Origin of the sequence: Rhizobium sp. Leaf262 (assembly GCF_001422245.1) — a bacterium.
Lineage (GTDB): Bacteria > Pseudomonadota > Alphaproteobacteria > Rhizobiales > Rhizobiaceae > Agrobacterium.
Map to the genome: position 1 here is coordinate 21,410 of NZ_LMMM01000005.1, position 25,034 is coordinate 46,443.

A 25,034-nucleotide genomic window follows, 5' to 3' on the forward strand; every position below is an offset into this window, starting at 1 on the left:
ACTCTTTGCGCGGTTTTGGTACGGCTCACTCAATCAAGGTTCCATTTCTTGAACAGCAACCTTTTGCGCGCAGTGCTCTACATCGCTTCCGTCTTCGGGCTTTACATGTCGACGGCGATGTTCATCCCTGCCATGACCGACCTGTACTATGGCAACAATGACTGGGCGGTTTTTGCCACCTCTGGCTTCATGTGTGGCGGCTTTGCGTTGGCCTGCGCGTTGGCCACCCGCGCGCCCATGCCCACCTTCAACAAAAGGTTCGGCTTTCTGCTCGTCAATGTACTGTGGTTGGTCTTTTCGCTGATCGGCGCGGTGCCGCTCTATCTCTCGGAGCTCAACCTCAGCTTCGGTCAGGCGATCTTCGAATCCGTATCGGCCATCACCACAACCGGCTCCACCGCCATATTCGGTCTGGATAAGGCGCCACAAGGCATCCTCATCTGGCGGTCGCTTCTGTGCTGGCTGGGCGGTATTGGTATCGTCGCCCTCGGCCTCTTCATCCTGCCGCTGCTGCGCGTCGGTGGCATGACCTTCTTTCGCATGGAATCCTCAGACACCGCCAACGACAGGCCGTTTGCCCGGCTGGCGAGCTTCACCAAGGCCTTTGTCGGCATTTATGTTGTAATGACCCTTGCCTGCACCATCGCCTTTGACTTCGCTGGCATGACGCATTTCGATGCGCTGAACCACGCCATGTCCACGGTGGCAACCGGCGGCTTTTCCACCCATGATGCCTCCTTCGCCTTCTTCGGCAACAATGTCGCACTGCTGTGGATCGCCACTTTCTTCCTAATCCTTGGAAGCCTGCCCTTCTCGGTCATGATCCTGCTCGCCGTGCGAGGCCGGATGGACATTCTCCACGATCCGCAAATCCGCGTCTTCATCGGTTATCTCTGCGCGATATCGCTGGCCGTCGGCATCTACCACCACATCACCAATGGCGTGCCGCTGGACATTGCACTCAGCCATTCCTTCTTCAACATGACATCGATCCTCTCGACGGGCGGGTTTGCCAGCGACGATTACACGCTCTGGGGACCCTTCGTGGTGGTCGTAGCCTTCTTCGCCACCTTCATGGGCGGCTGCTCCGGCTCCACCGCTGGCGGCATCAAGGCCTACCGTTTCGTCATTGTCTTCAATGTCGTGAAGACGGGGCTGAAGAAGCTGCTCTATCCCGACGCGGTCTACACCGTGCGTTACGGTGCCCAGGTCGTTGACGCCGAAACCATCCGAAACGTCTTCCTGTTCATCAGTTGCTTCATCGCGCTGTGGATCGGCGGGAGCCTCTTCATGAGCGCGATGGGATACGACTTCCTGACAGCAACCTCCGCGGTCGCCACCTCACTCGCCAATGTCGGCCCCGGCGTCGGCCCCATCATCGGCCCCGCCGGAAATTTCTCAACCATCAGCGACCCGGCTCTCTATCTTCTCTCACTGATGATGCTGCTGGGGCGTCTGGAAATATTGACGGTGCTGGTGCTGCTAATGCCCTTGTTCTGGAAGGGTTGAGTCAGTCCAAACATCGGCATCTTCGTCATCGGTCGTCGTAGGCAGATTTCATTTTTTCCCTGGTGGCGTTAATCGTGTTGCGCACCTCTGGTTGATCGATGATCTCTGCACAATAAAAGACAGGCATCTGCTTGGATGAGATGCCCTCTCCCTTGATCACCGTCATCGGCACCTGGCTAACGGTCAAGGTCACCGCGTCGATCAAAGGCTGCCAGTCTTCAATACGTCCATATCCACGCTGAACGATAATGCTCGCCCATCCATCTCCCTGTTCCTTCAAAACGACGTCATTCTGCAGTGCAAGGCAGGTCGCCACAGCATAGCCTTCGATATCCCGCTGCAACTGCGAACGTGGAGCAGCGATAGCAGTCAATGCGGATAGCGCCAGAACGCCGAGCGCAGGTATCATGATCTGTCCTAATTTCATGGAGAAACTCCCAGAATTTGCATTTGCAACGGCCACACCGCTTATTGCCGCCAAGGCAAACGATTGGCAGAACCTCTCCGGGAACGCGCAGGGAACGCCGGATACAGTATTTTTCATTTCGGATGTGGAGTGCCTGAGAACAATGGTGCGGACGGCGGGACTTGAACCCGCAAGACCATGGGCCGGCAGATTTTAAGTCTGCTGCGTATACCGATTCCGCCACGTCCGCTTGCGGTTTTATCTACACAGCGCAGATGGCTGAGGTCAACGGTGCGTTGAGGTCATGGTGCGGATTTAACCGCACCATGATTGATTTCTGGCTCCCGCCGGACGCGCAAGACCCTCTTTGACGAGTTGGTCCGCAAACGACACGCCGGAACGCGACAGAGTAGAGGATGCACCTGCCGAAGCGACCTGGAAACCGCCGGCATTCAGCATGTCACGCAAGCGGACTTTGGCTGTAAAGCCTCTCTGACGTTCTTCCAGACAACGGGCTTGGTCGGTCTGCGGCACATCGATGCCCGCCAATTTCATCCGCACGCCCTTCAACCAGAAGGTATTGCCGTCCGCCACGCAATTGTTGAGGCCCGAACGCCCGCAAAAGGCAAAAGCGCCCGGCTTTTCCGTCAACGAAACGTTCTGCGCCTGCGGACGAGGCGATGGCAGCGCTGCATTTGCGGTCTGCGTTGCGCCAGCACCCAAAGGCATCGCGATTCCGCGTGGCGGAACAGGCGCACCACTTGCTGGCAAGGCGACGGTCTGGGTCGGCGATATTCTCTGTCTTTCGGTCGCGATCTCGCGCGACGGTGATTTGGGCTGGGCGGGCGCCTGTCTGGAAACGGAAGCAACGGTACCTTTCAGCGTCGGCATAAGGCTATCGCGGTGCTCATAGATCTGGATGCCGCCCACGGCGACGCCCAGCAGCAACAACCACGACCAGAGACCCGAACCGCCTGACTTGGCGGATAAACGGCGGCGGCTTGTCGATTTTCTTTTGCTCACGGGGATTACTCCTTGTCCGCGCGCATTATCGGCCCAAGGAGTTTCCGAAAGGTTGGCATTTGACATAAATGCGGAACAAAAACGGATTTATCCACAACCCGTTGCGTGTCAGCGAACCTGATCCAACAAGCGCTTGCATTCAAGAAGATCAAACAACGCTTCCTGTAAAAGTGCGCGATCGTCCTTGCTGATGCTCGATTTTCCGATGGAAATTTCCGGCGTGTCGTCGCCAGAGCCTCCGAAACCGAAGAAACGGCCACTCGGCTTCGCCTTGGGGCGTCCAACAACCTCGTCCTCTTCCGCATGGGCCACGCGGGGCTCTGCGGTTTCCTTCTCTCCGCTGGCGGCCATGATGGCTTCCATCGTGGCAAGATCGCCAGAGGCAATTGCGGATACGAAACGATTGCCATTGGTCTTGAGCAGCTTCTGCACGCCCTTGATCGTATAGCCGTGATCGTAAAGAAGGTGGCGGATGCCCTTTAGAAGATCGACATCGTCAGGACGGTAGTAGCGTCGGCCACCGCCGCGCTTCATGGGCTTGATCTGCGGAAAACGGGTTTCCCAAAAGCGCAGAACGTGCTGCGGAAGGTCCAGATCCTCAGCCACTTCGCTGATGGTTCGAAAGGCGTCGGGGCTTTTATCCAAGTTCAACTCCCATCCAGCCAAAAGCGGGATTTTTCAAAACACGATGAAAGGTACGATGCGAATCGCCTTGATTTCAACGGCTTGTCGGTTGAAATTCAACTATGTTCACAGGAGATAAGGAATCTAGACGTGCAGAAAACGGAGCCCTGCACAAAAAATAAAAGCATCAGGAGCCGGACTTCGGGGTCTTCTGCTTTGCCTTGCGTGCCGAGTGCGCCTTGAGAATGCGCTGCTTCAAAACATTGGAGGCCTTGAAGGTCATGACACGGCGGGGCGAAATCGGCACTTCCTCACCGGTCTTCGGATTGCGACCGATACGCTCGTTCTTCTCGCGGATCTGAAAGGTTGCGAAGGAAGAGAGCTTAACGACCTCTCCACGCGTGATCGCATTACAGATTTCATCGATCACGGTTTCGACAAGTTCGGCGGATTCGGTTCGGGACAACCCCACTTTACGAAACACAGACTCGGCTAGATCCGCACGTGTCACAGTTTTCCCGGCCATATTTCCCCGCACCGCTCTCTTTTATCCCGTTGAAGCCACCCGAGATTATTGCCCTTGGGACGACCGGTCAAGCAAAGTTTCCAGAATCGTTTAGGCATTTCCAGCAATAGTGGCAATGGCTTACACTGCTTCGTAAAGCATATTTTACCAGCGCAGCAGAACCGCGCCCCATGTGAAACCGCCGCCCATGGCTTCCAGCATGACGAGATCGCCCCGCTTGATGCGACCATCGGAGGCAGCAGCGGCAAGCGCCAGCGGAATGGATGCAGCCGACGTATTGCCATGCTGGTCTACCGTGATCACGACTTTCTCGCTGGGAATTCCCAGTTTCTTGGCCGAACCATCGATGATACGGCGGTTCGCCTGATGTGGCACCAGCCAGTCCAGATCGTCCGCCGTGGTACCCGTTGCTTCAAATGCAGCTTCGATGACATCGGTGATCATGCCGACCGCATGTTTGAACACCTCGCGGCCCTCCATGCGCAGATGCCCAACCGTGCCTGTCGTTGAGGGTCCACCATCGACGTAGAGCTTGTCTTTGTGCGAACCGTCGGACCGCAGGTTGGAGGTCAGAACGCCTCGGTCGGACGTCTTGCCTTCGCCCTCACCTGCCTCAAGAATAACTGCACCTGCACCATCCCCGAACAGCACGCAGGTGGTGCGATCGGTCCAGTCCAGAATGCGGGAGAAGGTCTCGGCACCGATGACCAGCACCCGCTTTGCCATTCCTCCACGGATGTAGAGATCGGCCGTCGCCATCGCGTAGACGAATCCGGAACAGACCGCCTGTACGTCGAAGGCAAAGCCACCGGTGATGCCGAGGCGGTTTTGAATATTGACCGCAGTGGCAGGAAAGGTGTTATCCGGCGTCGATGTTGCGACGATAATCAGATCGATATCAGCAGCTTCGATACCTGCGTTCGAAAGTGCGGCGCGTGCAGCAGCCTCGCCCAGCGACGATGTCGTTTCGTCGTCGCCTGCGATGTAGCGCTGCTTGATGCCGGTGCGCTGAACGATCCACTCATCGGTGGTGTCCACGACCTTTTCGATGTCCTCATTCGTCATTACCCGTTTTGGAAGCGCGGCCCCAAAACCCCGTACTACTGAGCGGATCATCCGTTATTCCTCATCGACCACAAGCACTTCAGGCGCCGGAGGCGGCAGCCGTCTTGCGTGGTATGCTTTCAAATCATTTTCTATCTTCGCAGTGAGGCCGTTGTGCACCATGTCGTAGCCGACATCGACCGCAGAGGCGAAGCCCATGGCATCTGTGCCGCCATGGCTCTTGATGACGATGCCGTTCAAGCCCAGAAACACACCGCCATTCACCTTGCGAGGGTCCATCTTTTCGCGCAGCACGTCAAACGCGCTTTTGGCCAGGATATAACCGATCTTGGCGATAAAGCTGCGGGAAATGGCTTCGCGCAGAAGCGTAGTGATCTGCTTGGCCGTGCCTTCCGCAGCTTTGAGCGCAATATTGCCGGTGAAGCCTTCTGTGACCACCACATCGACCGTGCCCTTGCCAATATCATCGCCTTCGACGAAGCCGCGATAATCGATGGTGCCGAGATCGGCTTCGCGAATGAGGCGACCCGCCTCGCGAACCTCTTCCTGGCCCTTCACTTCTTCAACGCCCACATTGAGCAAACCGACGCTTGGGCGGTCAATGTCGAAAAGCGCCCGGGCCATGGCACTGCCCATGATCGCGAAGTCCAGCAACTGCTGGGAATCGGCACCGATGGTGGCGCCGATATCGAGAACAATGCTCTCACCCTTCAGCGTTGGCCAGATGCCTGCAATCGCCGGACGCTCCACCCGTGCCATGGTGCGCAGGCAGAACTTCGCCATCGCCATCAAAGCGCCGGTATTACCTGCGGAAACGGCGACATCCGCCTCGCCCAGCTTTACGGCTTCGATGGCGCGCCACATGCTTGAAACATAGCGGCCACGGCGAAGCGCCTGGCTGGGCTTCTCATCCATGGCGACAGAGACTTCGCAGTCAAAAAACGTCGCTTTTTCCCGCAGTTTCGGAAATTGCGCCAGAATAGGGTCGCACTTGCTCTTCTGCCCGTAGAGCAGGAAAGTCACATCGTTATGCCGTTCCAGCGCCTTGGCAGCACCGGGAATGGCAACATCAGGGCCAAAGTCCCCGCCCATGACGTCAATTGCTATTCTGATCACTCGTCCCTGATCCTTTTTACCGCCCTGCGGCGAAATTCTGCGCGAAAATACCGTTTCCGCGACCGCTTACAACTGAATTCTTGGCCGCGACCGACCGCATTCAGTCCTTTTTCCAATCTTTCAACACCGCAAATGGCGATGGTTTTTTGTCTTCCCCGGCCTTTGCTTCGCCGTATCCGGCAAAATCGACATCCGGTTTGCGCGGGTATGGATCGATGGCGAGCGCCGCAAATTCCGCGACAACCGCGCCGACATCGATCGTATCGCCGCTGAACTGATCAGGCGTATCGGGACCATCGGGATCGAGCACGATCTCGCCCTGCTCGTTGGTCATCATACGGGCAAGCTTCGATCCTTCGGGCACGAAGACATGCTCGAACGTCTCGTCGACGACACTGGAAACCGGCTCCAGAGTCACCACGCAGGACTGGGTCAACCCGGCCTGCACATCGCCCGTGATCTTGATGCCATCCCTTTTCCAGCGCGTGACCTGCAATTGGCTTTTCAGATACTCGACGGAAACAACATCCCACAATTTCGCAAGCGCCTTCAGTTCGTCGGCGTTCGCGGACAGACCAATCCTGACGGGATTGGCGGAAATATGACCTACCTTGACCGGATAGGAAAAAGGAACGTCGTCATTGGCCGCATGGTGCGAATTCATTGGAACCTCTCAAACTCTGGGGCGGGCAGCGTGACCTGACCTGTCGCAATCAGCTCTTCGGACTGAGCAGATAGGACGTCGGACGCCGTCATCATCCAGTTGGCAAGGCCGCGCATATCCGGCGCCGGCACTTCTGCCTGGGGGTATATATTGCGTGTCAGGGCCGCTGCAAGGGCCTCAGCGTCTGCGTTATCAAGCGCTGCCGCATAGGATTCCAGTCGACCGAAAAACATGCCCGCAAATTTCTTCATCCGCTTGGGTACGCCCTGATCACCGATACCGAGCTCCCGCATGGAGTGATCGAGGTCCTGAAAAAACGCATCGATGATCTCCTGCGCGATCTCCTGTCCGCTCGTTGCAGAAGACTTGGTACGCCTGAAATAGAGAATCATCACGATGGCCAGAAGCTCGAAGCGACCCATGACGGTGTCGGGCACATTCAAATGCAAATAGAAATCCGGGTGCCGTGCCGCCGTCGTCAACGTGGTATATTGCCGATCGACGATGGCCTGATTGTTGTTTTTCTTCTTGAAAAGACCGAAGACCATCGAAATTTCCGAATATTGATCGACGAAATCGCGTCTCGCCCATTGCCCGTGTTGCATGATTGCCAAAGCTGGTTTACCGAAGCATCCGAGAATTGCAATGCCGTTGAGGTCACGTTCATCATCGTGCTGAAACAGTCGAAGAGAAGCGCCGGAGGAGGCGTCATTTTCACAGAACCATTGCAATCCGTTGTGAAGCGGGGATTTCCGTCCCCGGATTGACATAATCGTGTGTGCAGAAGCGGTACAACACGTCAGCAATGCCGGAAGGTGCCATTCATGATCGCAGTCGGGGAAACGCAGGTGAGCAAGCAGAAGTCCGGAACGCAGACCAAGTTTCTGAGCAAGACTGCCGTGGCGATCGTCATCGCGTCCAGCCTGTTGACGGCCTGCTCCAGCACCACCGACGTTTTCCATAACGGTTATGTCGCCGACGAACAGTCCCTCCAGCTCATCCCCGTCGGCTCCAGCCGCGAACAGGTGCTGCTGACCATGGGCACGCCATCCACCACCGCGACCTTCGGCAACGAGGTGTTCTACTACATTTCCCAGAAGCGTGTCCGCAAGGCCGCCTTCATGAAGCCGCAACTGGTGGAACAGAACATTCTGGCGATCTATTTCGACAAGAACGGCGTCGTTTCCCAGAAGGCCAACTATACGCTTCAGGACGGCAAGGTCTTCGATACGATTTCGCGCACGACGCCAACGGGCGGCAAGGATCTGACCTTCCTGCAACAGCTGCTGTCCGGCGGCACGGCAGGCGCGGGCATCGCAAAGAGCATCCTCGGCCAGAGTGGCGACAACGGCAGCGGCTTCTAATCAGCCGACACCAGACCCAAAAAGGCCCGCGAGATATTCGTCTCGCGGGCCTTTTCGTTTCAGCGGGTTCGCTTAATGCGCCAGAACGGCAAGCAGCAACAGCGCCACGATATTGGTGATCTTGATCGCCGGGTTGACGGCAGGGCCTGCCGTATCCTTGTAGGGGTCACCCACCGTATCACCCGTCACCGAGGCCTTGTGCGCGTCCGATCCCTTGACGTGCCGCACGCCGTCCTTGTCGATAAAGCCGTCTTCGAAGCTTTTCTTGGCGTTGTCCCATGCGCCGCCACCCGAGGTCATGGAAATGGCCACGAAAAGCCCGTTGATGATGACGCCAAGCAGCGATGCACCCAGGGCAGCAAAGGCGGATGCCTTCGAACCGGAGATCAGCAGCACGCCGAAATAGACCACGAGCGGCGCCAGAACCGGCAGCAGCGAAGGGATGATCATTTCCCGGATCGCAGCCTTTGTCAGCAAATCCACGGCCTTGCCGTAATCAGGCTTTTCCGTACCCTGCATGATACCGGGCTTCTCACGGAACTGGCGACGCACCTCCTCTACGATGGAGCTTGCCGCCTTGCCCACCGCCGTCATGGCGATGCCACCGAAGAGATAGGGTATCATGCCGCCGAACAGCAGGCCCGCCACCACATAGGGGTTTGAAAGGCTGAAGGATATTTCACCGATATCCTTAAAGTAAGGATAGAGGTCGCCATTGGCCGCAAAATAGGACAGGTCGTTGGAATAGGCGGCAAACAGCACCAGCGCACCAAGACCCGCCGAGCCGATGGCGTATCCCTTCGTCACGGCCTTGGTGGTGTTACCGACGGCATCCAGCGCGTCGGTGGCCTTGCGTACGTCGGGATCGAGACCGGCCATTTCCGCAATACCGCCCGCGTTATCCGTTACCGGACCGAAGGCATCCAGCGCCACGATCATGCCCGCCAGACCCAGCATGGCGGTGACCGCGATGCCGGTGCCGAAAAGGCCCGCGAGCTGATAGGTCGAGATGATGCCACCGACGATGACGATGGCCGGTAGTGCAGTCGATTCCAGCGAGACGGCAAGACCCTGAATGACATTGGTACCGTGCCCGGTGACGGAGGCCTGCGCGATGGAATTGACCGGACGCTTGTTGGTGCCGGTATAGTACTCCGTGATGACCACGATCAACGCCGTGACCAGCAGGCCGAGAAGACCGCAGAAGAAAAGGTTGGTGCCGGTGATATCCTTACCCGCGACCGTGCCGATGGAACCCCAGCCGATGGTGATCGACGTGGCCGCAGCCAGACCTGCGACGGAAAAGACGCCCGTTGCGATCAGCCCCTTGTAAAGCGCACCCATGATCGAATTGTTGGTGCCGAGCTTGACGAAGAATGTCCCGGCAATCGAGGTGAGAATGCACACACCGCAGATCGCCAGCGGATAGATCATCGCGCTTTCGAGAATTGGCGCACCGGCAAAGAAAATGGCGGCAAGGACCATGGTCGCGACCACGGAAACCGCATAGGTTTCGAACAAATCCGCAGCCATGCCGGCGCAATCGCCGACGTTGTCACCGACATTGTCGGCGATGGTCGCGGGGTTGCGTGGATCGTCTTCGGGAATGCCCGCTTCCACCTTGCCGACCAGATCGCCGCCGACATCGGCGCCCTTGGTGAAGATACCGCCGCCGAGGCGGGCGAAGATGGAAATCAGAGATGCACCGAAACCGAGGGACACCAGCGCATCGATCACCTCACGCGAGCCGGTGGCGTGGCCAAGCCCGGCTGTCAGCACGAGATAGTAGATGGACACACCCAGCAGCGCGAGACCCGCCACCAGCATGCCGGTGATGGCACCGGACTTGAAGGCGATGTCGAGGCCTGCGGCCAGACTGTGGGATGCGGCCTGCGCCGTGCGCAGATTGGCACGAACCGACACATGCATGCCGCCGAACCCGGCAGCGCCCGAAAGCACCGCACCGATGACGAAACCGATCGCGGCTTCCGGCGAGAGCAATATCCAGGCCGCTATGGCAACGATGACACCGACAATTGCGATGGTAATGTATTGACGGGTGAGATACGCCTGCGCGCCCTCACGAATGTAACCTGCTATTTCACGCATGCGCTCTGTGCCTTGATCGGCATCCAGAACGCTTTTCGTTGCCCAGACCGCGTACACCACGGACAGGACACCGCATAAAATTACCAATGCAATGACGGTCATTCGCACTTACCTCCAATGTGCCGGGCTCACTCCCTTCCCGGCGGGCGAAACCATGCGGGACGCAGGGAGCAAGGCCCCGCGCCAAGGTAAGCCGCCGATTCCCCTCCAAGGAACAACGGCTTGCGCGGCAAGGATGCGTTGGCGAAAGCCGCCGCGTCAAGTGCGAAGATGTCGATTGAAACGCTTAGGAGACCGCTTTCGGCTTTTGCTTTAGCAAAAGGAAAAGAATGAGCAGGAGACAGGTCCCGGCAACCGGCCAGATCACGAGGTTCATTACCGACCAGCCCCATGCCGTGAACACCTGCCCCGAGGTGAAGGACGATAGCGCCACCGTGCCGAACAGAATGATATCGTGGAAGCCCTGCACCTTGTCGGCCTCATGCGGGCGGTAGCTGGACGATACGATGGCGGTCGCACCGATGAAACCGAAGTTCCAGCCGATGCCGAGAAGAATGAGAGCTGCCCAGAAATTCCAAAGTTCGATGCCCATATGCGCGACGGTGGCGCAGGCCATCAGCACGAAAAGTCCAGCTGCCACCACCTTTTCCGCACCGAAGCGGGAAATCAGCATGCCGGTGAAAAAACTTGGGCCGAACATGCCCAGCACGTGCCACTGAATGCCCAGCGTTGCCAGTTCGCTGGGAAAGCCACAGCCGATGACCATGGCCAGCGGCGCGCCGATCATCATGAAGGTCATCAGTGCATAGGTCCCGATACCGCAAACCATGCCCGTCATGAAACGGTGCGTTAGGACGATCTCTTTCAAGGGGCGCGCAGGCTCGCGTGTCGTCGAGTGGTCTTTCAGGTCTGGCAGTGTCAGAAAGCAGAAGATCGCAGCCGCAATCAGCCCCAATGGAACGAGCGCCATGAAAGCACCCGCAAACATCACCGGTTCCAGCAAATCCTTTCCGAATATGGCCAGTTGCGGCCCCAGAATGGCGGAAATGATGCCGCCGGCCAATATCCATGAAATGGCTTTGGGCTTGTAGAAGGAAGGTGACGCGTCGGCTGCGGCAAAGCGGATTTTCTGGGTAAACCCACCGGCGACGCCGATCAGCAGCAGGCCGAGCGCAAACAGCCAAAAATCGGTGCGAAACAGAGCGATTGCCGCAAGCGCGCCGCCAGTGGAACACAGAAGCGCTCCCAGAATGAACCCCGCCTTGCGGCCCAGAAAGCGTGCGGCAAGAGCAACGGCAATAGCGCCGAAGGCAACGCCGATGTTGAAACCCGTCAGCGGTGCCGTTGCCAGAGATTTATCGGCGCCCAGCAACTGATAGCCAGCCAGAGCCCCAACCGAAAAACTGAGCGGCCCGGCAGAGCCCATAATGGCCTGCGCCATGGAGAGCAGGAAGACATTGCGCTTTGCGTCGTTCAGTTGCTGTTCAAGTCCCGGAACGGAAACGGCGCTCATGTCTTCCTCGGATGTCTCTTAACGCTTTGCCTCGCCACGCACCTGCTTGGCAATGCGATCCAGCACCGCGTTGACGAGCTTGGGCTCGTCATGTTCGAAAAACGCCCGGGCGATTTCGACATATTCGGTCACGATGACGGCGACCGGAACATCCTTGCGCTCCAGAATTTCGAAGGTACCCGCACGCAGGATGGCGCGGACAGTCGTGTCCAGACGCGACAGCGGCCAGTCTTCCTGAAGAGCAGAGCGCACGAGAGGATCGATCTTGGTCTGGTCGCGCACGACACCGGCAACGATGGAGCGGAACCATGAAGGGTCGGCCTTCAGATAGGTCTCCCCGTCAACTTCCTGGCCCAGACGATGCGCCTCGTATTCGGCGACGACTTCCATCACACCGGTGCCGCCGACATCCATCTGGTAGAGTGCCTGAACAGCAGCAAGCCGTGCTGCGCCGCGCTGATTGACGGGCTTGGTGGATGGCTGGCGTGGCTCGGAAGCGTTATCTGTGTTGCTCATACTCTCAGCCGCCCAGTTTCTTCTTCAGTTCGATCATGGTCAGCGCTGCACGGGCTGCAAAGCCGCCCTTGTCCTTGTCGGAGCGGCGAACGCGCGCCCATGCCTGATCCTCGTTCTCAACGGTCATGATACCGTTGCCGATGGCAAGCGATTCACTGACGGCCAAATCCATCAGCGCACGCGAAGATTCGTTGGACACGATATCGAAGTGATAGGTCTCGCCACGGATGACCATGCCCAGCGCAACGAAGCCGTCATATTCCGTGCCGTCATTATCGGCACCATCCAGCGCCATGGCGATGGCAGGCGGGATTTCCAGTGCGCCGGGAACGGTGATGATGTCATAGGTGGCGCCAGCTTCATCGAGCGCGAATTTTGCGCCGTCGAGAAGTGCATCGGCCATATCGTCATAAAAACGTGCTTCCACGATGAGAAGATGAGGCTTGGACATGGGGATTTCCTGAAAAGCTGCGCCGGATCATCCCGGCTTTTGGCGCGGTCAAACCATGGCTTGCGTGCTTTAGCAAGCATTTTTCGCGCATGGCAGCTCCGAGCCTGCGAACACTATCGCAAAAATTCGCAGTTTGATCGCAAGAAGTTTGTGTTTATTTTTGCGCGATGACCGCAGGAGCACAGCGTGCCAGGCATACCAACGATAGAAACCCCTCGCCTTCTTCTCAGATCACATCACCTCAATGATTTCGCAGACTACGTTGCCCTGTGGGCTGACCCGGATGTCGTACGTTACATCAGTGGAACACCGGCCACCCGCGAACAGAGCTGGACCAAAATGATGCGATCTGCCGGACACTGGCACCATCTAGGCTTCGGCTTCATGGCGATCGAGGAAAAGGAAACCGGGCGTTTTATCGGCGAAGCGGGCTTTCACGAAGCGCGCCGCGACGTCACCCCCTCTGTAGAAGGCACATTGGAAACCGGTTGGATTCTTTTTCCCGACTGCCACGGCAAGGGTTACGCCTTTGAAGCCGTCTCCGCGCTGATCCAGTGGGCGAAGGCGAACTTTCCAGACCTGCCGATGACCTCGATCATCCACCCCGACAACGGCCGGTCGCTGAAACTGGCAGGCAAGCTCGGTTTTGCAGAGATCGCCCGCACGAACTACAGTGGCAGCGAAATCGTCATTCTTTCCCGGACGGAAACTCAGCCAGCCTAGCGGCATAACGCGCCATGGTATCGACTTCGAAATTCACGAAATCCCCCGGCTGCCGGTCACCCCAGGTGGTAACGGAGAGCGTGTGACGGATGAGCAGCACGTCGAAATCCGTGCCGTTGACGGCATTGACGGTGAGCGATGTACCATCCAGCGCAATCGAGCCCTTTGGCGCGACGAATTTCGCAAGATGCTCCGGCGCGCGAAGACGAATACGGACCGCCTCGCCTTCCGGTTCGATCGACAGGATCTCGGCCTTGTCATCCACATGGCCAGAAACGATATGACCGCCCAGCTCATCGCCGATTTTCAGCGCCCGCTCCAGATTGACACGTGTGTCCTTGGTCCAGCTTGAAATCGTGGTCAGGCGAAGCGCCTCTTCCCATGCCTCGACCTCATACCAGCGCTCATTGCTGCCCTCTTCCGGCAGCTTCGTTACCGTCAAACACACGCCGCCATGGGAAATCGATGCTCCGATGTCGATGGTCTTCGGATCATACTCGGTCGCCACGCGCAGGCGCACGCCTTTCGGCAGCGCCTCAAGCTCGGACACGGTTCCGACGTCGGTAACAATTCCGGTAAACATCAAAGCGGCCTTTCAAATTCAAAACAGCGATCCGGCCCGTAAGCGGTTTCGCCGACAAAGGTAAATTCCTGTGGGATATCGGCACGGGTCACAGGGCTTTCAAGCCCGCCTGCCCCGACAATCAACGGGCTTTCGAACAGCAGGATACGGTCAACAAGCCCGGCTTCAAGAAAGGATTTTGCAACGTGAGCGCCACCTTCGACCAGAAGTTCCGATAATCCTCGGTCTGCGAGAATGGTAAGGAGAATGGCGAGGTCCGGGGCTTCCAATATTTCGACGCTCGAGGCTTCGAGCTGTTGGCGTTTGTGGGTGGCGCTACCCCCCTCTGCCCTGCCGGGCATCTCCCCCTCAGGTGGGGAGATTGGCTGGGCGCTGGCTTCGCTGGACATCTCACCCTCCACGTCATCCGCTAAAGACGTATTGAGCGCCGAATAAGGGCGACCTGCCAACCACGAGTCGATCTCTCCCCTTGAGGGGGAGATGTCCGGCAGGACAGAGGGGGGTAGCTCCGGGCTCAACCCTATCCGTGCCACAACCACACCGACATCCCCAGCCGTCCGCACCAGCTTCGACCCCACCGGCAACTCCAGCCGCCGATCCAGTACAATCCTCACCGGCGAGCGATGCTCAAGCCCGGCAATCCGCACCGTCAACTCTGGATCATCGGCAATCGCCGTCCCAATCCCAACCAGAATAGCATCACACCGCGCACGCAATTCATGCACGGCTTGCCTGGATTCCGGGCCGGTGATCGCGACTTGGCCATGCCCAACCCGGCCGATCATTCCATCGGCGGAAACAGCAAGCTTCAAAGTCACATGTGAGCGTTTCTTCACCTTCCGCGTGAGATATCCAACCAGCGCACGCTCGCTCTCCGCGCGCAATAAACCAGTCTCGACCTCGATACCCGCATCCCGCAAAATCTGATATCCGCGCCCCGAAACACGCTCGTCCGGGTCATCGACCGCAACGACCACGCGGGTAACGCCAAAATCCACCAGCGCGTTGGCGCAGGGCGGTGTTCTGCCGAAATGGGAGCATGGTTCGAGCGTGACATAGGCGGTCGCGCCCCGTGCCGCCTCGCCTGCGATTTCCAACGCCTGACGCTCCGCATGCGGACGCCCGCCAATCGCGGTCACGGCTTCGGCGATGATCTCGCCATGTTTGACGAGAACGCAGCCAACGGAGGGGTTGGTATCGGTGAGGCCTGTATGGCGGCGGGAAATCTCGATTGCCCGTGCCATGAACCGTTCATCATCGGCGCGGGTCGTCACGGTTTTATGCTCCAGCGTCCGTATCACGCGCAATCTTGGCGTTGATCTCGGCGATCACGTTCTCGAAATCTTCGGCATGGCTGAAATCGCGGTAGACCGAGGCGTAGCGTACGAAGGCCACATCATCCAGACCCTTCAGCGCCTCCAGCACCTGCAAACCGATTTCTTCCGATGGAATTTCCGTCTCGCCGGAGCTTTCCAGACGACGTGCAATGCCGGACACCGCCCGCTCTATGCGGTCACGGTCCACCGGGCGCTTGCGTAGTGCGATTTCGAAGGACCGCACCAGCTTTTCGCGATCGAAAGGCAGCTTGCGGCCACTTTTTTTGATCACCATCAGCTCGCGCAACTGCACGCGCTCATAGGTCGTGAAGCGACCGCCGCAATCCGGGCAGATGCGCCGCCGGCGGATGGAGGTGTTATCCTCCGCCGGACGCGAGTCCTTGACCTGCGTATCTTCCGAGCCGCAAAAAGGGCAGCGCATCTGCGATCCTTCCTTAGAGGTACGGGTACATCGGGAAACGGTCCGTCAGCGCGACGACCTTTTCACGAACCGCAGCTTCGACACCGGCATTGCCTTCATCCGAATTGGCAGCCTTGAGGCCGTCAAGCGTCTCAACGATGAGCTTGCCGATTTCGCGGAATTCCGCTTCTTTGAAGCCGCGTGTCGTACCAGCCGGCGTGCCGAGACGAACGCCGGAGGTGACGAATGGCTTTTCAGGGTCGAACGGAATGCCGTTCTTGTTGCAGGTGATGTAGGCGCGACCGAGTGCTGCTTCCGCACGCTTGCCGGTGGCGTTTTTCTTGCGAAGATCGACCAGCATCAGGTGGTTGTCGGTGCCGCCGGACACGACATCGAGACCGCCATCGACCAGCGTTTCGGCCAGAGCCTTGGCGTTCTTGACGACCTGTGCGGCGTAATCCTTGAACTCAGGCTTCAGCGCTTCACCGAAGGCCACGGCCTTGGCGGCGATGACGTGCATCAGCGGGCCGCCCTGCAAGCCTGGGAACACAGCCGAGTTGAACTTCTTAGCCAGATCCTCGTCATTGGTCAGGATCATGCCGCCGCGCGGGCCGCGAAGCGACTTGTGCGTGGTTGTGGTGGCAACATGGCAATGCGGGAATGGTGACGGATGCTGGCCACCGGCAACGAGACCGGCGATATGCGCCATGTCGACCATCAGGTAAGCGCCGACTTCATCGGCAATCTCGCGGAAACGCTTCCAGTCCCAGATACGGGAGTAAGCCGTGCCGCCAGCCAGAATGAGCTTCGGTTTGGTTTCCTTGGCCTTGCGCTCGACTTCGTCCATGTCAAGCAGGTTGTCGCCTTCGCGAACGCCGTAGGACACGACGTTGAACCACTTGCCAGACATGTTGACCGGTGAACCGTGTGTCAGGTGACCACCCGAGTTCAGGTCGAGGCCCATAAAGGTATCGCCCGGCTGAAGCAGCGCGAGGAATACGGCCTGGTTCATCTGGCTACCGGAGTTCGGCTGAACGTTGGCGAAGTTGACGCCGAACAGCTTCTTGGCGCGTTCGATGGCCAGCTCTTCGGCAATATCCACGAACTGACATCCGCCGTAATAGCGCTTGCCCGGATAACCCTCGGCATATTTGTTGGTCATGATTGAACCCTGCGCTTCGAGCACGGCGCGGGACACGATGTTTTCCGAGGCGATCAGTTCGATCTCGTGGCGCTGACGACCGAGCTCCTTCTCGATCGCGCCAAAGATATCTGGATCGACGTCGGCGAGCGGACTGGAGAAGAAGGCATCTGTATTCGTCATGATGAAAGCTCCTGAAACAGTAATGCGATGGCGTCTTAACGCCCTGCCCTTTCAAGAGCAAGACAGCCTGCGAGATTTGCCCGTCAAACTGCGACTTCGGCAGAAAAATTCTATTTTTCGCGTCGCCGTTTCGCCAAAAACAAAAGCCGCGCTTTGAAAACGCGGCTTTTTGACTATTCAGAAGGACGGATCAGTTACGGGGAATGAGATCGTCGTCGATCGAGCCGGAAGGCTGTTCCTGCGTATTCGTCGTATTGAGCGCCAGTTCGGCATTGCCGTCCTTGCTGTAGATGTCGTCGCGGAACTGCACTACGCCATCGCGTGTGGACCAGGCCGTGATGTAAACAAAATACACCGGAATTTCCTGCGCCAGCTTGATCGGCGTGTTGACGCGGGTGGCGATGACGCGCTCGATTTCCTGACGAGACCAGCCAGGCGTGTCACGCAGCATCCACGATGTCAGGTCGCGAACGTTCTGCACACGGACACAGCCGGACGACTCAAAGCGCATCAGCTTGTTGAACAGGCCCTGCTGCGGCGTATCGTGCATGTATTCGTTGTTCGGATTGTGGAAGTTGATCTTGGTCGAGGACATGGCGTTGTTCTTGCCGGGATCCTGACGGAACATGAGGTTTGGAGCCTTGGGCGCATTCCAGTCGATGGTCGTCGGCGACACTTCCTGACCACGGCCATCCAGAAGACGGATGTTGTTGCGCTCCAGATAGGTCGGATCCTTCTGCATCAAAGGCACGATGTCCTTTTCAACAATCGAACGCGGCGCCGTCCAGTAAGGGTTGAGAATAATCTCGTAAATCTTGGAGTTGATGATGTGGGTCGGACGTGTATCCTTGCCGACGATCGCCGTATTGCGCAGCACGACGCGGTTGTTCTCGACGGCTTCGATGGACGCCGCCGGGATGTTCACCATCACATGGCGCGGACCGAGATCGCCCGACATGGTGTTGATACGAACGAGATTGGTCTGAAGCTGTCCAAGGCGAACCTGCGCCGGAACGTTCAGCGCCTTCAGCGTAAATTCGCCGATAACGCCATCTGCCGGAAGGCCGTGACGCGCCTGGAAGCGTTTCAGGGCACCATCGACATAGGAATCGAATGCGCTGGAAATGCCTGCTTCACGCGGCAGGTCGCCGGAGATCATCAGACGCTGGCGCAGGGCCTGCACGGATGGATCGCTAACGCCGATCTGGAGGCGCTGCTGGCTTGGAGGAACATCCGGCCAGCCACCGTTGGAAACGATTTGCTGATACTGCATCATCGCCTGCTGAACGAAGGCTGGCGATTCCGGGCTGAGAACCGGCGTGTTTGACGCAACACCGACAGCGGCGCGCGACGAGTTGGCATCGAACTGATCGTCCCAGTTACCGCGACGCGACGATCCAATCAGATCGTTGAACGCATCCTGCGCAAATGCGGGCGCGGCAAGAGCCACGGCACCGAGGGAAACGGCAGAGCGCAACATCGCGCGCCGTGAAATCACTTCTGGGACGATTTTCTTTGTCATTTTACCTACCAGCCACTTTATCAGGCATCTTAAACAATGCCTAAAACAACATCGTTAACAAACACGTATAGACGCGCCTGCCGGCAGGACTGACTCGATGCGAACTATGGATGACGCATGACGCGAACACAGGAGAAACCGCCGGCTCCTTCGCTTGTGGCGGTCCCATACCAATATGGCCAATTCGTGTCACCTGAAGGCATCTCACGAAGCTGTGTGGCCAAGTGATTTTGCGAGTGCGGCGCACAAAAATGCAACAAGCCGGATGTGCCCCCACATCCCGGCTTTGCTTGAAGCTTGCAAGAATCATCACCCGTCCGGTAATTGTTGGCAACAACTTCCACGCGCGGTGCATCAATGGACGTAAAATATCAGGTATTCGTCAGTTCGACCTTCATCGATCTTCAGGATGAACGTCGCGCCGCAATCGAGGCTATCTTGAATATCGGCCACATCCCTGTAGGCATGGAAGCGTTTCAGGCAAGCGACGACACCCAATGGGATTACATCAAACGCCGCATCGATGAGAGCGATTACTATGTTGTTATTGTTGGAGAGCGCTATGGCTCAGAAGATAAAGGCAAAAGCTATACGCAGATGGAATACGAGTACGCTGTGGCAAGTGGCGTGCCGGTCGCAGGATTTTTATTAGACCCAACATCGCGTCAATCATGGCCATCTAACAAAGTTGAGTTCGATAAACGAGATAAGGTCGAAAACTTTCGGAATCTCTGCCAACAGAAGCTGGTGAAATTCTGGAGGAATGCGGATGAGCTTGGGGGACGAGTCAGCGTAGCGTTGAATGAATTAATGCGCCAGAAGCCCAGAACGGGATGGGTCCGAGCTGACGTAGTTCCGTCAGCAAACGTATTGGAGGAACTTACACGGCTTTCTGAGGAGAAGCGTTTGCTCCAAGCGCAAGTCGAGACCCTATCAGAGGTTGACCAAAAACTTTCAATCCCCGCAGATGTTCGATGGCTTATTACCGAGTATCGTAAGACCAATACCGCAGACTATTTTAATCCGCCAAACCCTCTCGCGATTGAGATGACGCTGCTCGACTTCTTCATGAAGGCCGTCACGCATTTTACAGCTGAAATCTACATCTACTCATGCCGATATGAATTTCAGGACGTGCTTCTGGGAGCCAACAAAACAGATGATGCGGTAGGCGACGTAATCGATCAGATTATGCTCGAATTCTTGGTAGGAAATCTCATCGAAAAGCACACTAGGGTTTCGTACTCGCACAACCAACCCTCCAGCTCCGAGGTTTACAGACTAACGGACTTCGGAAAGAAATTCGTTATGCTGCTGAAAGAGTTTCTCGCGCGCGAGGCGATGTCGGGCCAGCAGGTCGAATATAAAAATCCGGAGCAAAACCACTTACCAGTTCTCTCAGAACAAAAGAAACCTGAAGCGCCTGAGAAGACGATCTAAGGCCCGACTTCTACCGGGATGCACGATGAAATTCAATTCTAAGACTGGCGGAAACGAAGCGCAGATCATGGCACGGAACTGCAACGCAAACAAGCGCAACGGAGTGCAATCTAGTGCCCCGTTGCGCATCTGTGTGCAATTAAGTGACTGATAATAACGAAGCAGAAACAGTCCGATAAGTGATTACAGGCGGTAAGCGATGCTGTCGTTCCAGAAACGGTCCAGACGCTGGAGCATCTTGTTCATTTCTGCGAATTCGCCGGTGCCGATGCCGCCGACCTTTTCGATGGAGCCGATGTGGCGCTCATAGAGGCCTGCTACGGTTTCTGCGATGTCCTGGCCCTTTTCGGTCAGGCTGATGCGAACCGAGCGGCGGTCGATGCGGGAGCGCTGGTGGTTGATGAAGCCGAGGTCTACCAGCTTCTTGACGTTGTAGGACACGTTGGAGCCGAGGTAGTAGCCACGCGAGCGCAGCTCGCCGGCGGTCAGTTCTGAAGTGCCGATGTTGAAAAGCAGAAGCGCCTGAACTGCGTTGACATCATCGCGACCCTGACGGTCGAACTCGTCCTTGATGACATCGAGAAGGCGGCGGTGGAGACGCTCGACCAGGTGGAGAGATTCCATATAGAGAGAGCGGATGGTTTCGTCCTGAGCGTCGGAAACGATGGCCTGTGGCTTTGCTTTGCTATTGATCATGACTGCCTCACTGTTTTGTTTGGCGGTGTTTGATTTGTTTCCCGCCTTGAGAGGAAATCTAAGCAATGCGCATAAAATTCTACTTAAAATGCACGATTAATGAATGGTTACTTGCATGTTCCGCTTTTGATGAAGCTTGTACCAAATCCAAATCGCGCCACAATCAGCTAATATTTTTCAATGACTTAGGGGTAAAAATCGGGAAAAATTCGGGCTGAATTGCTTTAATTTTATGGTAAATCAATTCTTGAGCGCTCGTCGTTTTGGCGGGCATCCAGCCAAAAAGCGACCTGGAATAGTATATAAACGGTTGATACGATGCCGTGCATGACCGGTACCATGGTGTTGTTTCCGTAGATATTCGGCCAGACCTTATACATGGCGATCTGGGTTCCGGCACCGATGACCCACATGACAGCACCCCAGGAGGCGCCGAGCCACAGCCCAAGCGCTGCCACGGGGAAAATGACGGCAAGGCTGGTGCCAGCCACGCGCCATGGCATGTTGAGCATATCGAAGCGCGCCTGCCCGTTCAGCGAGTAGCCGGTCAGCATCGCCCAATATTGCAGCCCGAACCAGAAACAGGACAAGGCCACCAACCTCAGGAAAGTGAGGTAGAGGATTTCCGCAAACGGCATTTTGGGATGAGGCAGAGAATCAGGTTCCATGGCGCGAAGATACTGACCTGTTGGGGATGCGACCAGCAGATATTGCGCTGCGGCACTGCAACTGTCAAAGCCCCGCAACGATCTGCCGCATTCGCATGTGCCTTACATTGTGTTATGGGCAGCAAAATACATGACAAGGGCCGTTTTCAGACGTTGCTGTTGCTCTCCGCCCTCATTCCTGTGCTTGTCACAGGAATCCAGTTGCCGCGCGTCTGCGCGGCGGAGGGAGTCTTTTCAGCCCAAAGACTTGGGCTGGCTGGATTCCTGTGACAAGCACAGGAATGAGGAAGAGAATGCAGCGGCGTCTAAAAACGGCCATGCCGCGCCTCATACGCGCTGACATTACCGGATATGGAAGGACATAATGATGAACGACAAGACACATCTGGTGGATCACATTACCGGCCACCGCCGCATGCGCAGAAATCGCAAGGCAGACTGGACGCGACGTTTGGTGCGCGAGAACCAGTTGACGGTGGATGACCTGATTTGGCCCGTGTTCATCGTGCCTGGCACCAATATCATCGAGCCCATTCCGGCCATGCCGGGCGTGAACCGCATGAGCGTGGACCGGTTCGTGGAAGCGGCGAGGGAAGCGGCTGATCTCGGCATTCCCGCCATCGCGACCTTCCCCAATATCGAGATGGACCTGCGCGACGAAACCGGATCGCAGTCGCTGGAGGCCAACAACCTCATCAATCAGGCCACCGCTGCCATCAAAAGGTCGGTTGGCAACATCGGCGTCATCACCGATGTCGCGCTGGACCCCTTCACCAGCCACGGCCATGACGGCATTTTGCGCGGCGACGATATCGTCAACGACGAAACCGTGGATCAGGTCGTCAAGGCCGCGATTATGCAGGCAGATGCCGGTGCCGATATCATTTCACCATCAGAGATGATGGATGGGCGCATCGGCGCCATTCGTCGCGGACTGGACGCTGCAGGGCACCAGAATGTCGGCATCATGGCTTATGCCACCAAGTTTTCCTCCGGCTTTTATGGCCCCTACCGCGAGGCGATCTGTACCAGCGGCCTGCTTAAGGGTGACAAGAACAGCTATTACATCAACCCCGCCAACGGCATGGAGGCCATGCGCGATGCCGCACTGGACGTGGAAGAAGGCGCGGACATGCTGATGGTCAAGCCCGGCCTGCCCTATCTCGATATCTGTTGGCGCCTGAAAGAAGCGTTCAGTCTCCCGACTTTTGCCTATCAGGTGTCCGGCGAGTACACGCAGATCAAGGCCGCAGCGATGAATGGCTGGATCGACGGAGACCGGGTGATGATGGAAACACTGCTGTGCTTCAAGCGCGCAGGATGCGACGGCATCCTGACCTATTTCGCCATCGAGGCTGCCAAAAAACTCGCCAAGGGTTGAACGGGCAGATCATTGCATTCGGCGGTTTCCATACCATATAATTTTCCGAACAGGAGAAACCGTCGATGACACTCGACCCCAACACGACCTATGTACCGACAGAAGACTGGCGCGCCTATAGCGGCGTGCTGAGCCGCCGGATGTTTGCCTTCATCATCGACTATGTGATCGTGGCGCTGCTCTGCATTCCTGCCGCCGTCATCATCTTCTTTCTGGGCATATTGACGTTGGGTCTGGGCTTTGTGCTTTTCCCTGCGATGATCTTCATCGTCGCAATTCTCTACTTTGGCATGACGCTGGGCAGTTCTGCGCAGGCCACCCCCGGCATGCGCGCAGCCGGTATCGTCATGGCTCGCACGGACGGACGCCGAATCGACTTTCTGCTTTCGGCCGTTCACATAGCGTTGTTCTGGATTTTCAACTCGGTCCTGACACCCCTCATCCTTCTGGTGGGCCTGTTTACCGAGCGCTCGCGCCTACTCCATGACTTTCTTTTGGGGACCGTCATCGTTCGAACCACTTGAGAGCCGACAAAGCGACGCGGGCTGCCTCAATTTGACGTGCAGCCCATATCTGCCAGTTGACGTTTTGCGTCTTTTTGCCATTCTGGTGACAAGGCTTGACCGGTGAAGGGAGCGATCAGGGTTCGATGAACACGCAGACGACGCCTTCTCCACAATTTTACCTGACAGCACCCGCGACCTGTCCTTATTTGCCCGGCCAGCTGGAGCGGAAGGTCTTTACCCATCTGGTTGGCCCGCGTGCTGCGGAGATGAACGACCTTCTGACACAGGGTGGCTTTCGTCGCTCGCAGAACATTGCCTATCGGCCAGCCTGTGAGACCTGCCGCGCCTGTATCTCGGTTCGTATTCTTGCCGATCGTTTCGTCCCGACCAGATCCATGCGAAGGGTGCTCAGCCACAACAATGATCTGGTGGCGACCGTTCATCCGGCCGAACCGTCCACCGAGCAGTTCTCACTCTTTCGCCGCTATCTCGACCACCGCCATCAATCCGGCGGCATGTCGGACATGTCGGCGCTGGATTATGCTGTCATGGTGGAGGACACGCATGTCAACACTCGCATCATCGAATATCGCAAGCGTGAACCGGGGTCCGGCATAGACGAGACCAAGCGCGGTGAACTGATCGCCGTCGCGTTGACCGACACGATGAGCGATGGACTGTCCATGGTCTATTCCTTCTTCAACCCGGATCTTGAAAAGCGCTCGCTGGGAACCTTCCTCATTCTCGATCACATCGCCCGCACCCGCTCTCTTGGCCTGCCACATGTCTATCTGGGCTACTGGGTCAACGGGTCCGAGAAAATGGGTTACAAGGTTCGCTACCATCCGCAGGAACACCTGACACCACGAGGTTGGGAACTCTACGAGCCCGAAAACGCCGGATGAAGCCGTGCGTTCCGGATCGATTTTTCAAAGCATGAACAGCAGGAAAACCGCGTGCAAAACAGACGAATGACGGCCCTTCTGACCGGCGCTATCGTGATCGCGGGAACGATGGCTGCACAGGCGCAACAAGGCGGCTGGAAGCCCGCCGAGCAGATCAAGACCTACACCATTTCAGGCAATTCCGGCATAGAGCTTTACCGCTCCATCGGCGAGCGGGGGCCGCAGGCCGGTGTTCAGGCTGTCGCCCATACGACGTTCAAACTCACATGGCGGCGAGATTATCGGCCGCAGCCTGACGGTGCCTGCGTGCTGGCGACAGCGCGACCGAACCTCACAATCATCTACACATGGCCAAAGGCACCGGCGAAACTTCCGCCAGACGTTTCAGCAAGCTGGCAGCGCTTCATCTCAGGCGTGGAAAAACACGAGCGTGTGCACGGCGAGCATATTCTCGACATGGTAAAAAAGATCGAAGCCTATAGCGTCGGCCTGCGCGCCGAAGATGATCCCAAGTGCCAGAAGGTGCGGGCCGTTCTGCAACAGAAGCTGGGAGAGCTTTCCAACGAGCAACGCCAGCGTGGGCGCGATTTCGACAGGGACGAGCTATCGAATGGCGGTGCCGTGCACCAGCTCATTCTGACGCTGGTCAACGGGCCTTGAGGC

Annotated in this window: 27 protein-coding genes and 1 tRNA gene; 8 read left to right on the forward strand and 20 right to left on the reverse strand. The window is 57.3% G+C overall.

All coding sequences use genetic code 11. The annotated features are described in order from the left end of the window. Positions 1-48: 48 nt before the first annotated feature. Entirely contained in the window at positions 49-1,509 is a 1,461-nt protein-coding gene (locus tag ASF29_RS07170) for a TrkH family potassium uptake protein (protein ID WP_062449972.1), read from the forward strand. A gap of 25 nt (positions 1,510-1,534) precedes the next feature. Here the strand turns inward: ASF29_RS07170 and ASF29_RS07175 are convergent, their stop codons facing one another. From ASF29_RS07175 to ASF29_RS07215, 9 genes are all read right to left on the reverse strand, one after another. After that, positions 1,535-2,053, reverse strand: coding sequence for a hypothetical protein (locus ASF29_RS07175; protein ID WP_156462563.1), 519 nt, complete (start codon positions 2,051-2,053; stop codon positions 1,535-1,537). 26 nt (positions 2,054-2,079) lie between these two features. Further along, positions 2,080-2,165, reverse strand: a tRNA-Leu gene (locus tag ASF29_RS07180). A 65-nt stretch (positions 2,166-2,230) separates the two neighbouring features. Continuing rightward, on the reverse strand, positions 2,231-2,938 hold the full coding sequence (locus ASF29_RS07185) for a hypothetical protein (RefSeq protein WP_062449974.1): 708 nt from the start codon (positions 2,936-2,938) through the stop codon (positions 2,231-2,233). A gap of 108 nt (positions 2,939-3,046) precedes the next feature. Continuing rightward, positions 3,047-3,583, reverse strand: a complete 537-nt coding sequence (locus ASF29_RS07190; protein ID WP_062449975.1) for a MerR family transcriptional regulator — start codon at positions 3,581-3,583, stop codon at positions 3,047-3,049. A 166-nt stretch (positions 3,584-3,749) separates the two neighbouring features. Beyond that, positions 3,750-4,088 (reverse strand): integration host factor subunit alpha, encoded by a 339-nt coding sequence (locus tag ASF29_RS07195; protein WP_062449976.1) that lies wholly within the window; start codon positions 4,086-4,088, stop codon positions 3,750-3,752. Positions 4,089-4,232: 144 nt separating this feature from the next. After that, positions 4,233-5,204: a beta-ketoacyl-ACP synthase III gene (locus tag ASF29_RS07200; RefSeq protein ID WP_062449977.1), complete on the reverse strand. Its 972-nt coding sequence runs from the start codon at positions 5,202-5,204 to the stop codon at positions 4,233-4,235. 3 nt (positions 5,205-5,207) lie between these two features. Beyond that, positions 5,208-6,269, reverse strand: a complete 1,062-nt coding sequence (gene plsX, locus ASF29_RS07205; protein ID WP_062449978.1) for a phosphate acyltransferase PlsX — start codon at positions 6,267-6,269, stop codon at positions 5,208-5,210. 100 nt (positions 6,270-6,369) lie between these two features. Further along, positions 6,370-6,933, reverse strand: a complete 564-nt coding sequence (locus tag ASF29_RS07210) for a DUF177 domain-containing protein (RefSeq protein WP_062449979.1) — start codon at positions 6,931-6,933, stop codon at positions 6,370-6,372. Beyond that, entirely contained in the window at positions 6,930-7,481 is a 552-nt protein-coding gene (locus tag ASF29_RS07215) for a ubiquinol-cytochrome C chaperone family protein (protein WP_062450158.1), read from the reverse strand. The genes ASF29_RS07210 and ASF29_RS07215 overlap by 4 nt, the downstream gene beginning before the upstream one ends. A gap of 276 nt (positions 7,482-7,757) precedes the next feature. Between ASF29_RS07215 and ASF29_RS07220 the strand changes: the two genes are divergently transcribed. Beyond that, positions 7,758-8,297 (forward strand): outer membrane protein assembly factor BamE, encoded by a 540-nt coding sequence (locus ASF29_RS07220; protein ID WP_062449980.1) that lies wholly within the window; start codon positions 7,758-7,760, stop codon positions 8,295-8,297. A 72-nt stretch (positions 8,298-8,369) separates the two neighbouring features. Here the strand turns inward: ASF29_RS07220 and ASF29_RS07225 are convergent, their stop codons facing one another. From ASF29_RS07225 to ribH, 4 genes are all read right to left on the reverse strand, one after another. Then, positions 8,370-10,508 (reverse strand): sodium-translocating pyrophosphatase, encoded by a 2,139-nt coding sequence (locus ASF29_RS07225; protein WP_062449981.1) that lies wholly within the window; start codon positions 10,506-10,508, stop codon positions 8,370-8,372. A gap of 184 nt (positions 10,509-10,692) precedes the next feature. Continuing rightward, entirely contained in the window at positions 10,693-11,919 is a 1,227-nt protein-coding gene (locus ASF29_RS07230; RefSeq protein WP_062449982.1) for an MFS transporter, read from the reverse strand. Positions 11,920-11,937: 18 nt separating this feature from the next. Continuing rightward, a complete protein-coding gene (gene nusB / locus ASF29_RS07235) occupies positions 11,938-12,435 on the reverse strand; it encodes a transcription antitermination factor NusB (protein WP_062449983.1) in 498 nt (165 codons plus the stop codon). A 4-nt stretch (positions 12,436-12,439) separates the two neighbouring features. Beyond that, entirely contained in the window at positions 12,440-12,886 is a 447-nt protein-coding gene (ribH, locus tag ASF29_RS07240; protein WP_062449984.1) for a 6,7-dimethyl-8-ribityllumazine synthase, read from the reverse strand. Between the two features lie 186 nt (positions 12,887-13,072). Here ribH and ASF29_RS07245 point away from each other — a divergent pair, with 186 nt between their 5' ends. After that, positions 13,073-13,609: a GNAT family N-acetyltransferase gene (locus ASF29_RS07245; protein WP_062449985.1), complete on the forward strand. Its 537-nt coding sequence runs from the start codon at positions 13,073-13,075 to the stop codon at positions 13,607-13,609. Here ASF29_RS07245 and ASF29_RS07250 read toward each other — a convergent pair. From ASF29_RS07250 to ASF29_RS07270, 5 genes are all read right to left on the reverse strand, one after another. Then, on the reverse strand, positions 13,575-14,192 hold the full coding sequence (locus ASF29_RS07250) for a riboflavin synthase (RefSeq protein WP_062449986.1): 618 nt from the start codon (positions 14,190-14,192) through the stop codon (positions 13,575-13,577). The two genes, ASF29_RS07245 and ASF29_RS07250, sit on opposite strands and share 35 nt — an antisense overlap. Further along, entirely contained in the window at positions 14,192-15,466 is a 1,275-nt protein-coding gene (gene ribD / locus ASF29_RS07255) for a bifunctional diaminohydroxyphosphoribosylaminopyrimidine deaminase/5-amino-6-(5-phosphoribosylamino)uracil reductase RibD (RefSeq protein ID WP_062449987.1), read from the reverse strand. The genes ASF29_RS07250 and ribD overlap by 1 nt, the downstream gene beginning before the upstream one ends. Before the next feature lie 4 nt (positions 15,467-15,470). Beyond that, the gene (gene nrdR / locus ASF29_RS07260) at positions 15,471-15,950 is read right to left on the reverse strand and encodes a transcriptional regulator NrdR (protein ID WP_045228943.1); all 480 of its coding nucleotides are present in this window, start codon (positions 15,948-15,950) and stop codon (positions 15,471-15,473) included. A 13-nt stretch (positions 15,951-15,963) separates the two neighbouring features. Continuing rightward, the gene (gene glyA / locus ASF29_RS07265; protein ID WP_062449988.1) at positions 15,964-17,253 is read right to left on the reverse strand and encodes a serine hydroxymethyltransferase; all 1,290 of its coding nucleotides are present in this window, start codon (positions 17,251-17,253) and stop codon (positions 15,964-15,966) included. A 190-nt stretch (positions 17,254-17,443) separates the two neighbouring features. After that, positions 17,444-18,775, reverse strand: a complete 1,332-nt coding sequence (locus ASF29_RS07270) for a murein L,D-transpeptidase (RefSeq protein ID WP_062449989.1) — start codon at positions 18,773-18,775, stop codon at positions 17,444-17,446. Positions 18,776-19,132: 357 nt separating this feature from the next. Here ASF29_RS07270 and ASF29_RS07275 point away from each other — a divergent pair, with 357 nt between their 5' ends. Next, the gene (locus ASF29_RS07275) at positions 19,133-20,215 is read left to right on the forward strand and encodes a DUF4062 domain-containing protein (RefSeq protein ID WP_062449990.1); all 1,083 of its coding nucleotides are present in this window, start codon (positions 19,133-19,135) and stop codon (positions 20,213-20,215) included. A 183-nt stretch (positions 20,216-20,398) separates the two neighbouring features. Here the strand turns inward: ASF29_RS07275 and ASF29_RS07280 are convergent, their stop codons facing one another. Together ASF29_RS07280 and ASF29_RS07285 are read right to left on the reverse strand one after the other, a co-directional pair. Further along, complete coding sequence (locus tag ASF29_RS07280) at positions 20,399-20,908, reverse strand: winged helix DNA-binding protein (RefSeq protein WP_173645921.1); 510 nt, start codon at positions 20,906-20,908, stop codon at positions 20,399-20,401. A gap of 233 nt (positions 20,909-21,141) precedes the next feature. Then, positions 21,142-21,579 carry a DUF6163 family protein gene (locus tag ASF29_RS07285; protein ID WP_062449992.1) on the reverse strand — a complete coding sequence of 146 codons (438 nt, stop codon included), beginning with the start codon at positions 21,577-21,579 and terminating at the stop codon, positions 21,142-21,144. Between the two features lie 367 nt (positions 21,580-21,946). On the opposite strand from ASF29_RS07285, the gene hemB reads away from it, so the two are divergent. The 4 genes from hemB to ASF29_RS07305 all read left to right on the forward strand — a co-directional run bounded on the left by hemB (position 21,947) and on the right by ASF29_RS07305 (position 25,031). Beyond that, positions 21,947-22,960, forward strand: coding sequence for a porphobilinogen synthase (hemB, locus tag ASF29_RS07290; protein ID WP_062450159.1), 1,014 nt, complete (start codon positions 21,947-21,949; stop codon positions 22,958-22,960). A gap of 65 nt (positions 22,961-23,025) precedes the next feature. Beyond that, a complete protein-coding gene (locus ASF29_RS07295) occupies positions 23,026-23,484 on the forward strand; it encodes an RDD family protein (protein WP_062449993.1) in 459 nt (152 codons plus the stop codon). Between the two features lie 125 nt (positions 23,485-23,609). Then, the gene (locus tag ASF29_RS07300) at positions 23,610-24,371 is read left to right on the forward strand and encodes an arginyltransferase (RefSeq protein WP_062449994.1); all 762 of its coding nucleotides are present in this window, start codon (positions 23,610-23,612) and stop codon (positions 24,369-24,371) included. A gap of 108 nt (positions 24,372-24,479) precedes the next feature. Then, positions 24,480-25,031, forward strand: a complete 552-nt coding sequence (locus ASF29_RS07305) for a DUF922 domain-containing Zn-dependent protease (protein WP_244473509.1) — start codon at positions 24,480-24,482, stop codon at positions 25,029-25,031. The last annotated feature ends 3 nt before the right edge of the window (positions 25,032-25,034 follow it).

What these genes read in the sequence shown, in the direction of transcription:
- ASF29_RS07210 (WP_062449979.1), bottom strand. Translation starts at nt 6,933, where the DNA reads ATGAATTCGCACCATGCGGCCAATGACGACGTTCCTTTTTCCTATCCG.
- ASF29_RS07230 (WP_062449982.1), bottom strand. Translation starts at nt 11,919, where the DNA reads ATGAGCGCCGTTTCCGTTCCGGGACTTGAACAGCAACTGAACGACGCA.
- ASF29_RS07295 (WP_062449993.1), top strand. Translation starts at nt 23,026, where the DNA reads ATGACACTCGACCCCAACACGACCTATGTACCGACAGAAGACTGGCGC.
- ASF29_RS07220 (WP_062449980.1), top strand. Translation starts at nt 7,758, where the DNA reads ATGATCGCAGTCGGGGAAACGCAGGTGAGCAAGCAGAAGTCCGGAACG.
- ASF29_RS07175 (WP_156462563.1), bottom strand. Translation starts at nt 2,053, where the DNA reads ATGAAAAATACTGTATCCGGCGTTCCCTGCGCGTTCCCGGAGAGGTTC.
- ASF29_RS07285 (WP_062449992.1), bottom strand. Translation starts at nt 21,579, where the DNA reads ATGGAACCTGATTCTCTGCCTCATCCCAAAATGCCGTTTGCGGAAATC.
- ASF29_RS07275 (WP_062449990.1), top strand. Translation starts at nt 19,133, where the DNA reads ATGGACGTAAAATATCAGGTATTCGTCAGTTCGACCTTCATCGATCTT.
- ASF29_RS07300 (WP_062449994.1), top strand. Translation starts at nt 23,610, where the DNA reads ATGAACACGCAGACGACGCCTTCTCCACAATTTTACCTGACAGCACCC.
- ASF29_RS07305 (WP_244473509.1), top strand. Translation starts at nt 24,480, where the DNA reads ATGGCTGCACAGGCGCAACAAGGCGGCTGGAAGCCCGCCGAGCAGATC.
- ASF29_RS07195 (WP_062449976.1), bottom strand. Translation starts at nt 4,088, where the DNA reads ATGGCCGGGAAAACTGTGACACGTGCGGATCTAGCCGAGTCTGTGTTT.
- ASF29_RS07215 (WP_062450158.1), bottom strand. Translation starts at nt 7,481, where the DNA reads ATGGTCTTCGGTCTTTTCAAGAAGAAAAACAACAATCAGGCCATCGTC.
- ASF29_RS07200 (WP_062449977.1), bottom strand. Translation starts at nt 5,204, where the DNA reads ATGATCCGCTCAGTAGTACGGGGTTTTGGGGCCGCGCTTCCAAAACGG.
- ASF29_RS07250 (WP_062449986.1), bottom strand. Translation starts at nt 14,192, where the DNA reads ATGTTTACCGGAATTGTTACCGACGTCGGAACCGTGTCCGAGCTTGAG.
- hemB (WP_062450159.1), top strand. Translation starts at nt 21,947, where the DNA reads ATGAACGACAAGACACATCTGGTGGATCACATTACCGGCCACCGCCGC.
- nusB (WP_062449983.1), bottom strand. Translation starts at nt 12,435, where the DNA reads ATGAGCAACACAGATAACGCTTCCGAGCCACGCCAGCCATCCACCAAG.
- nrdR (WP_045228943.1), bottom strand. Translation starts at nt 15,950, where the DNA reads ATGCGCTGCCCTTTTTGCGGCTCGGAAGATACGCAGGTCAAGGACTCG.
- ASF29_RS07270 (WP_062449989.1), bottom strand. Translation starts at nt 18,775, where the DNA reads ATGACAAAGAAAATCGTCCCAGAAGTGATTTCACGGCGCGCGATGTTG.
- glyA (WP_062449988.1), bottom strand. Translation starts at nt 17,253, where the DNA reads ATGACGAATACAGATGCCTTCTTCTCCAGTCCGCTCGCCGACGTCGAT.
- ribH (WP_062449984.1), bottom strand. Translation starts at nt 12,886, where the DNA reads ATGTCCAAGCCTCATCTTCTCATCGTGGAAGCACGTTTTTATGACGAT.
- ASF29_RS07225 (WP_062449981.1), bottom strand. Translation starts at nt 10,508, where the DNA reads ATGACCGTCATTGCATTGGTAATTTTATGCGGTGTCCTGTCCGTGGTG.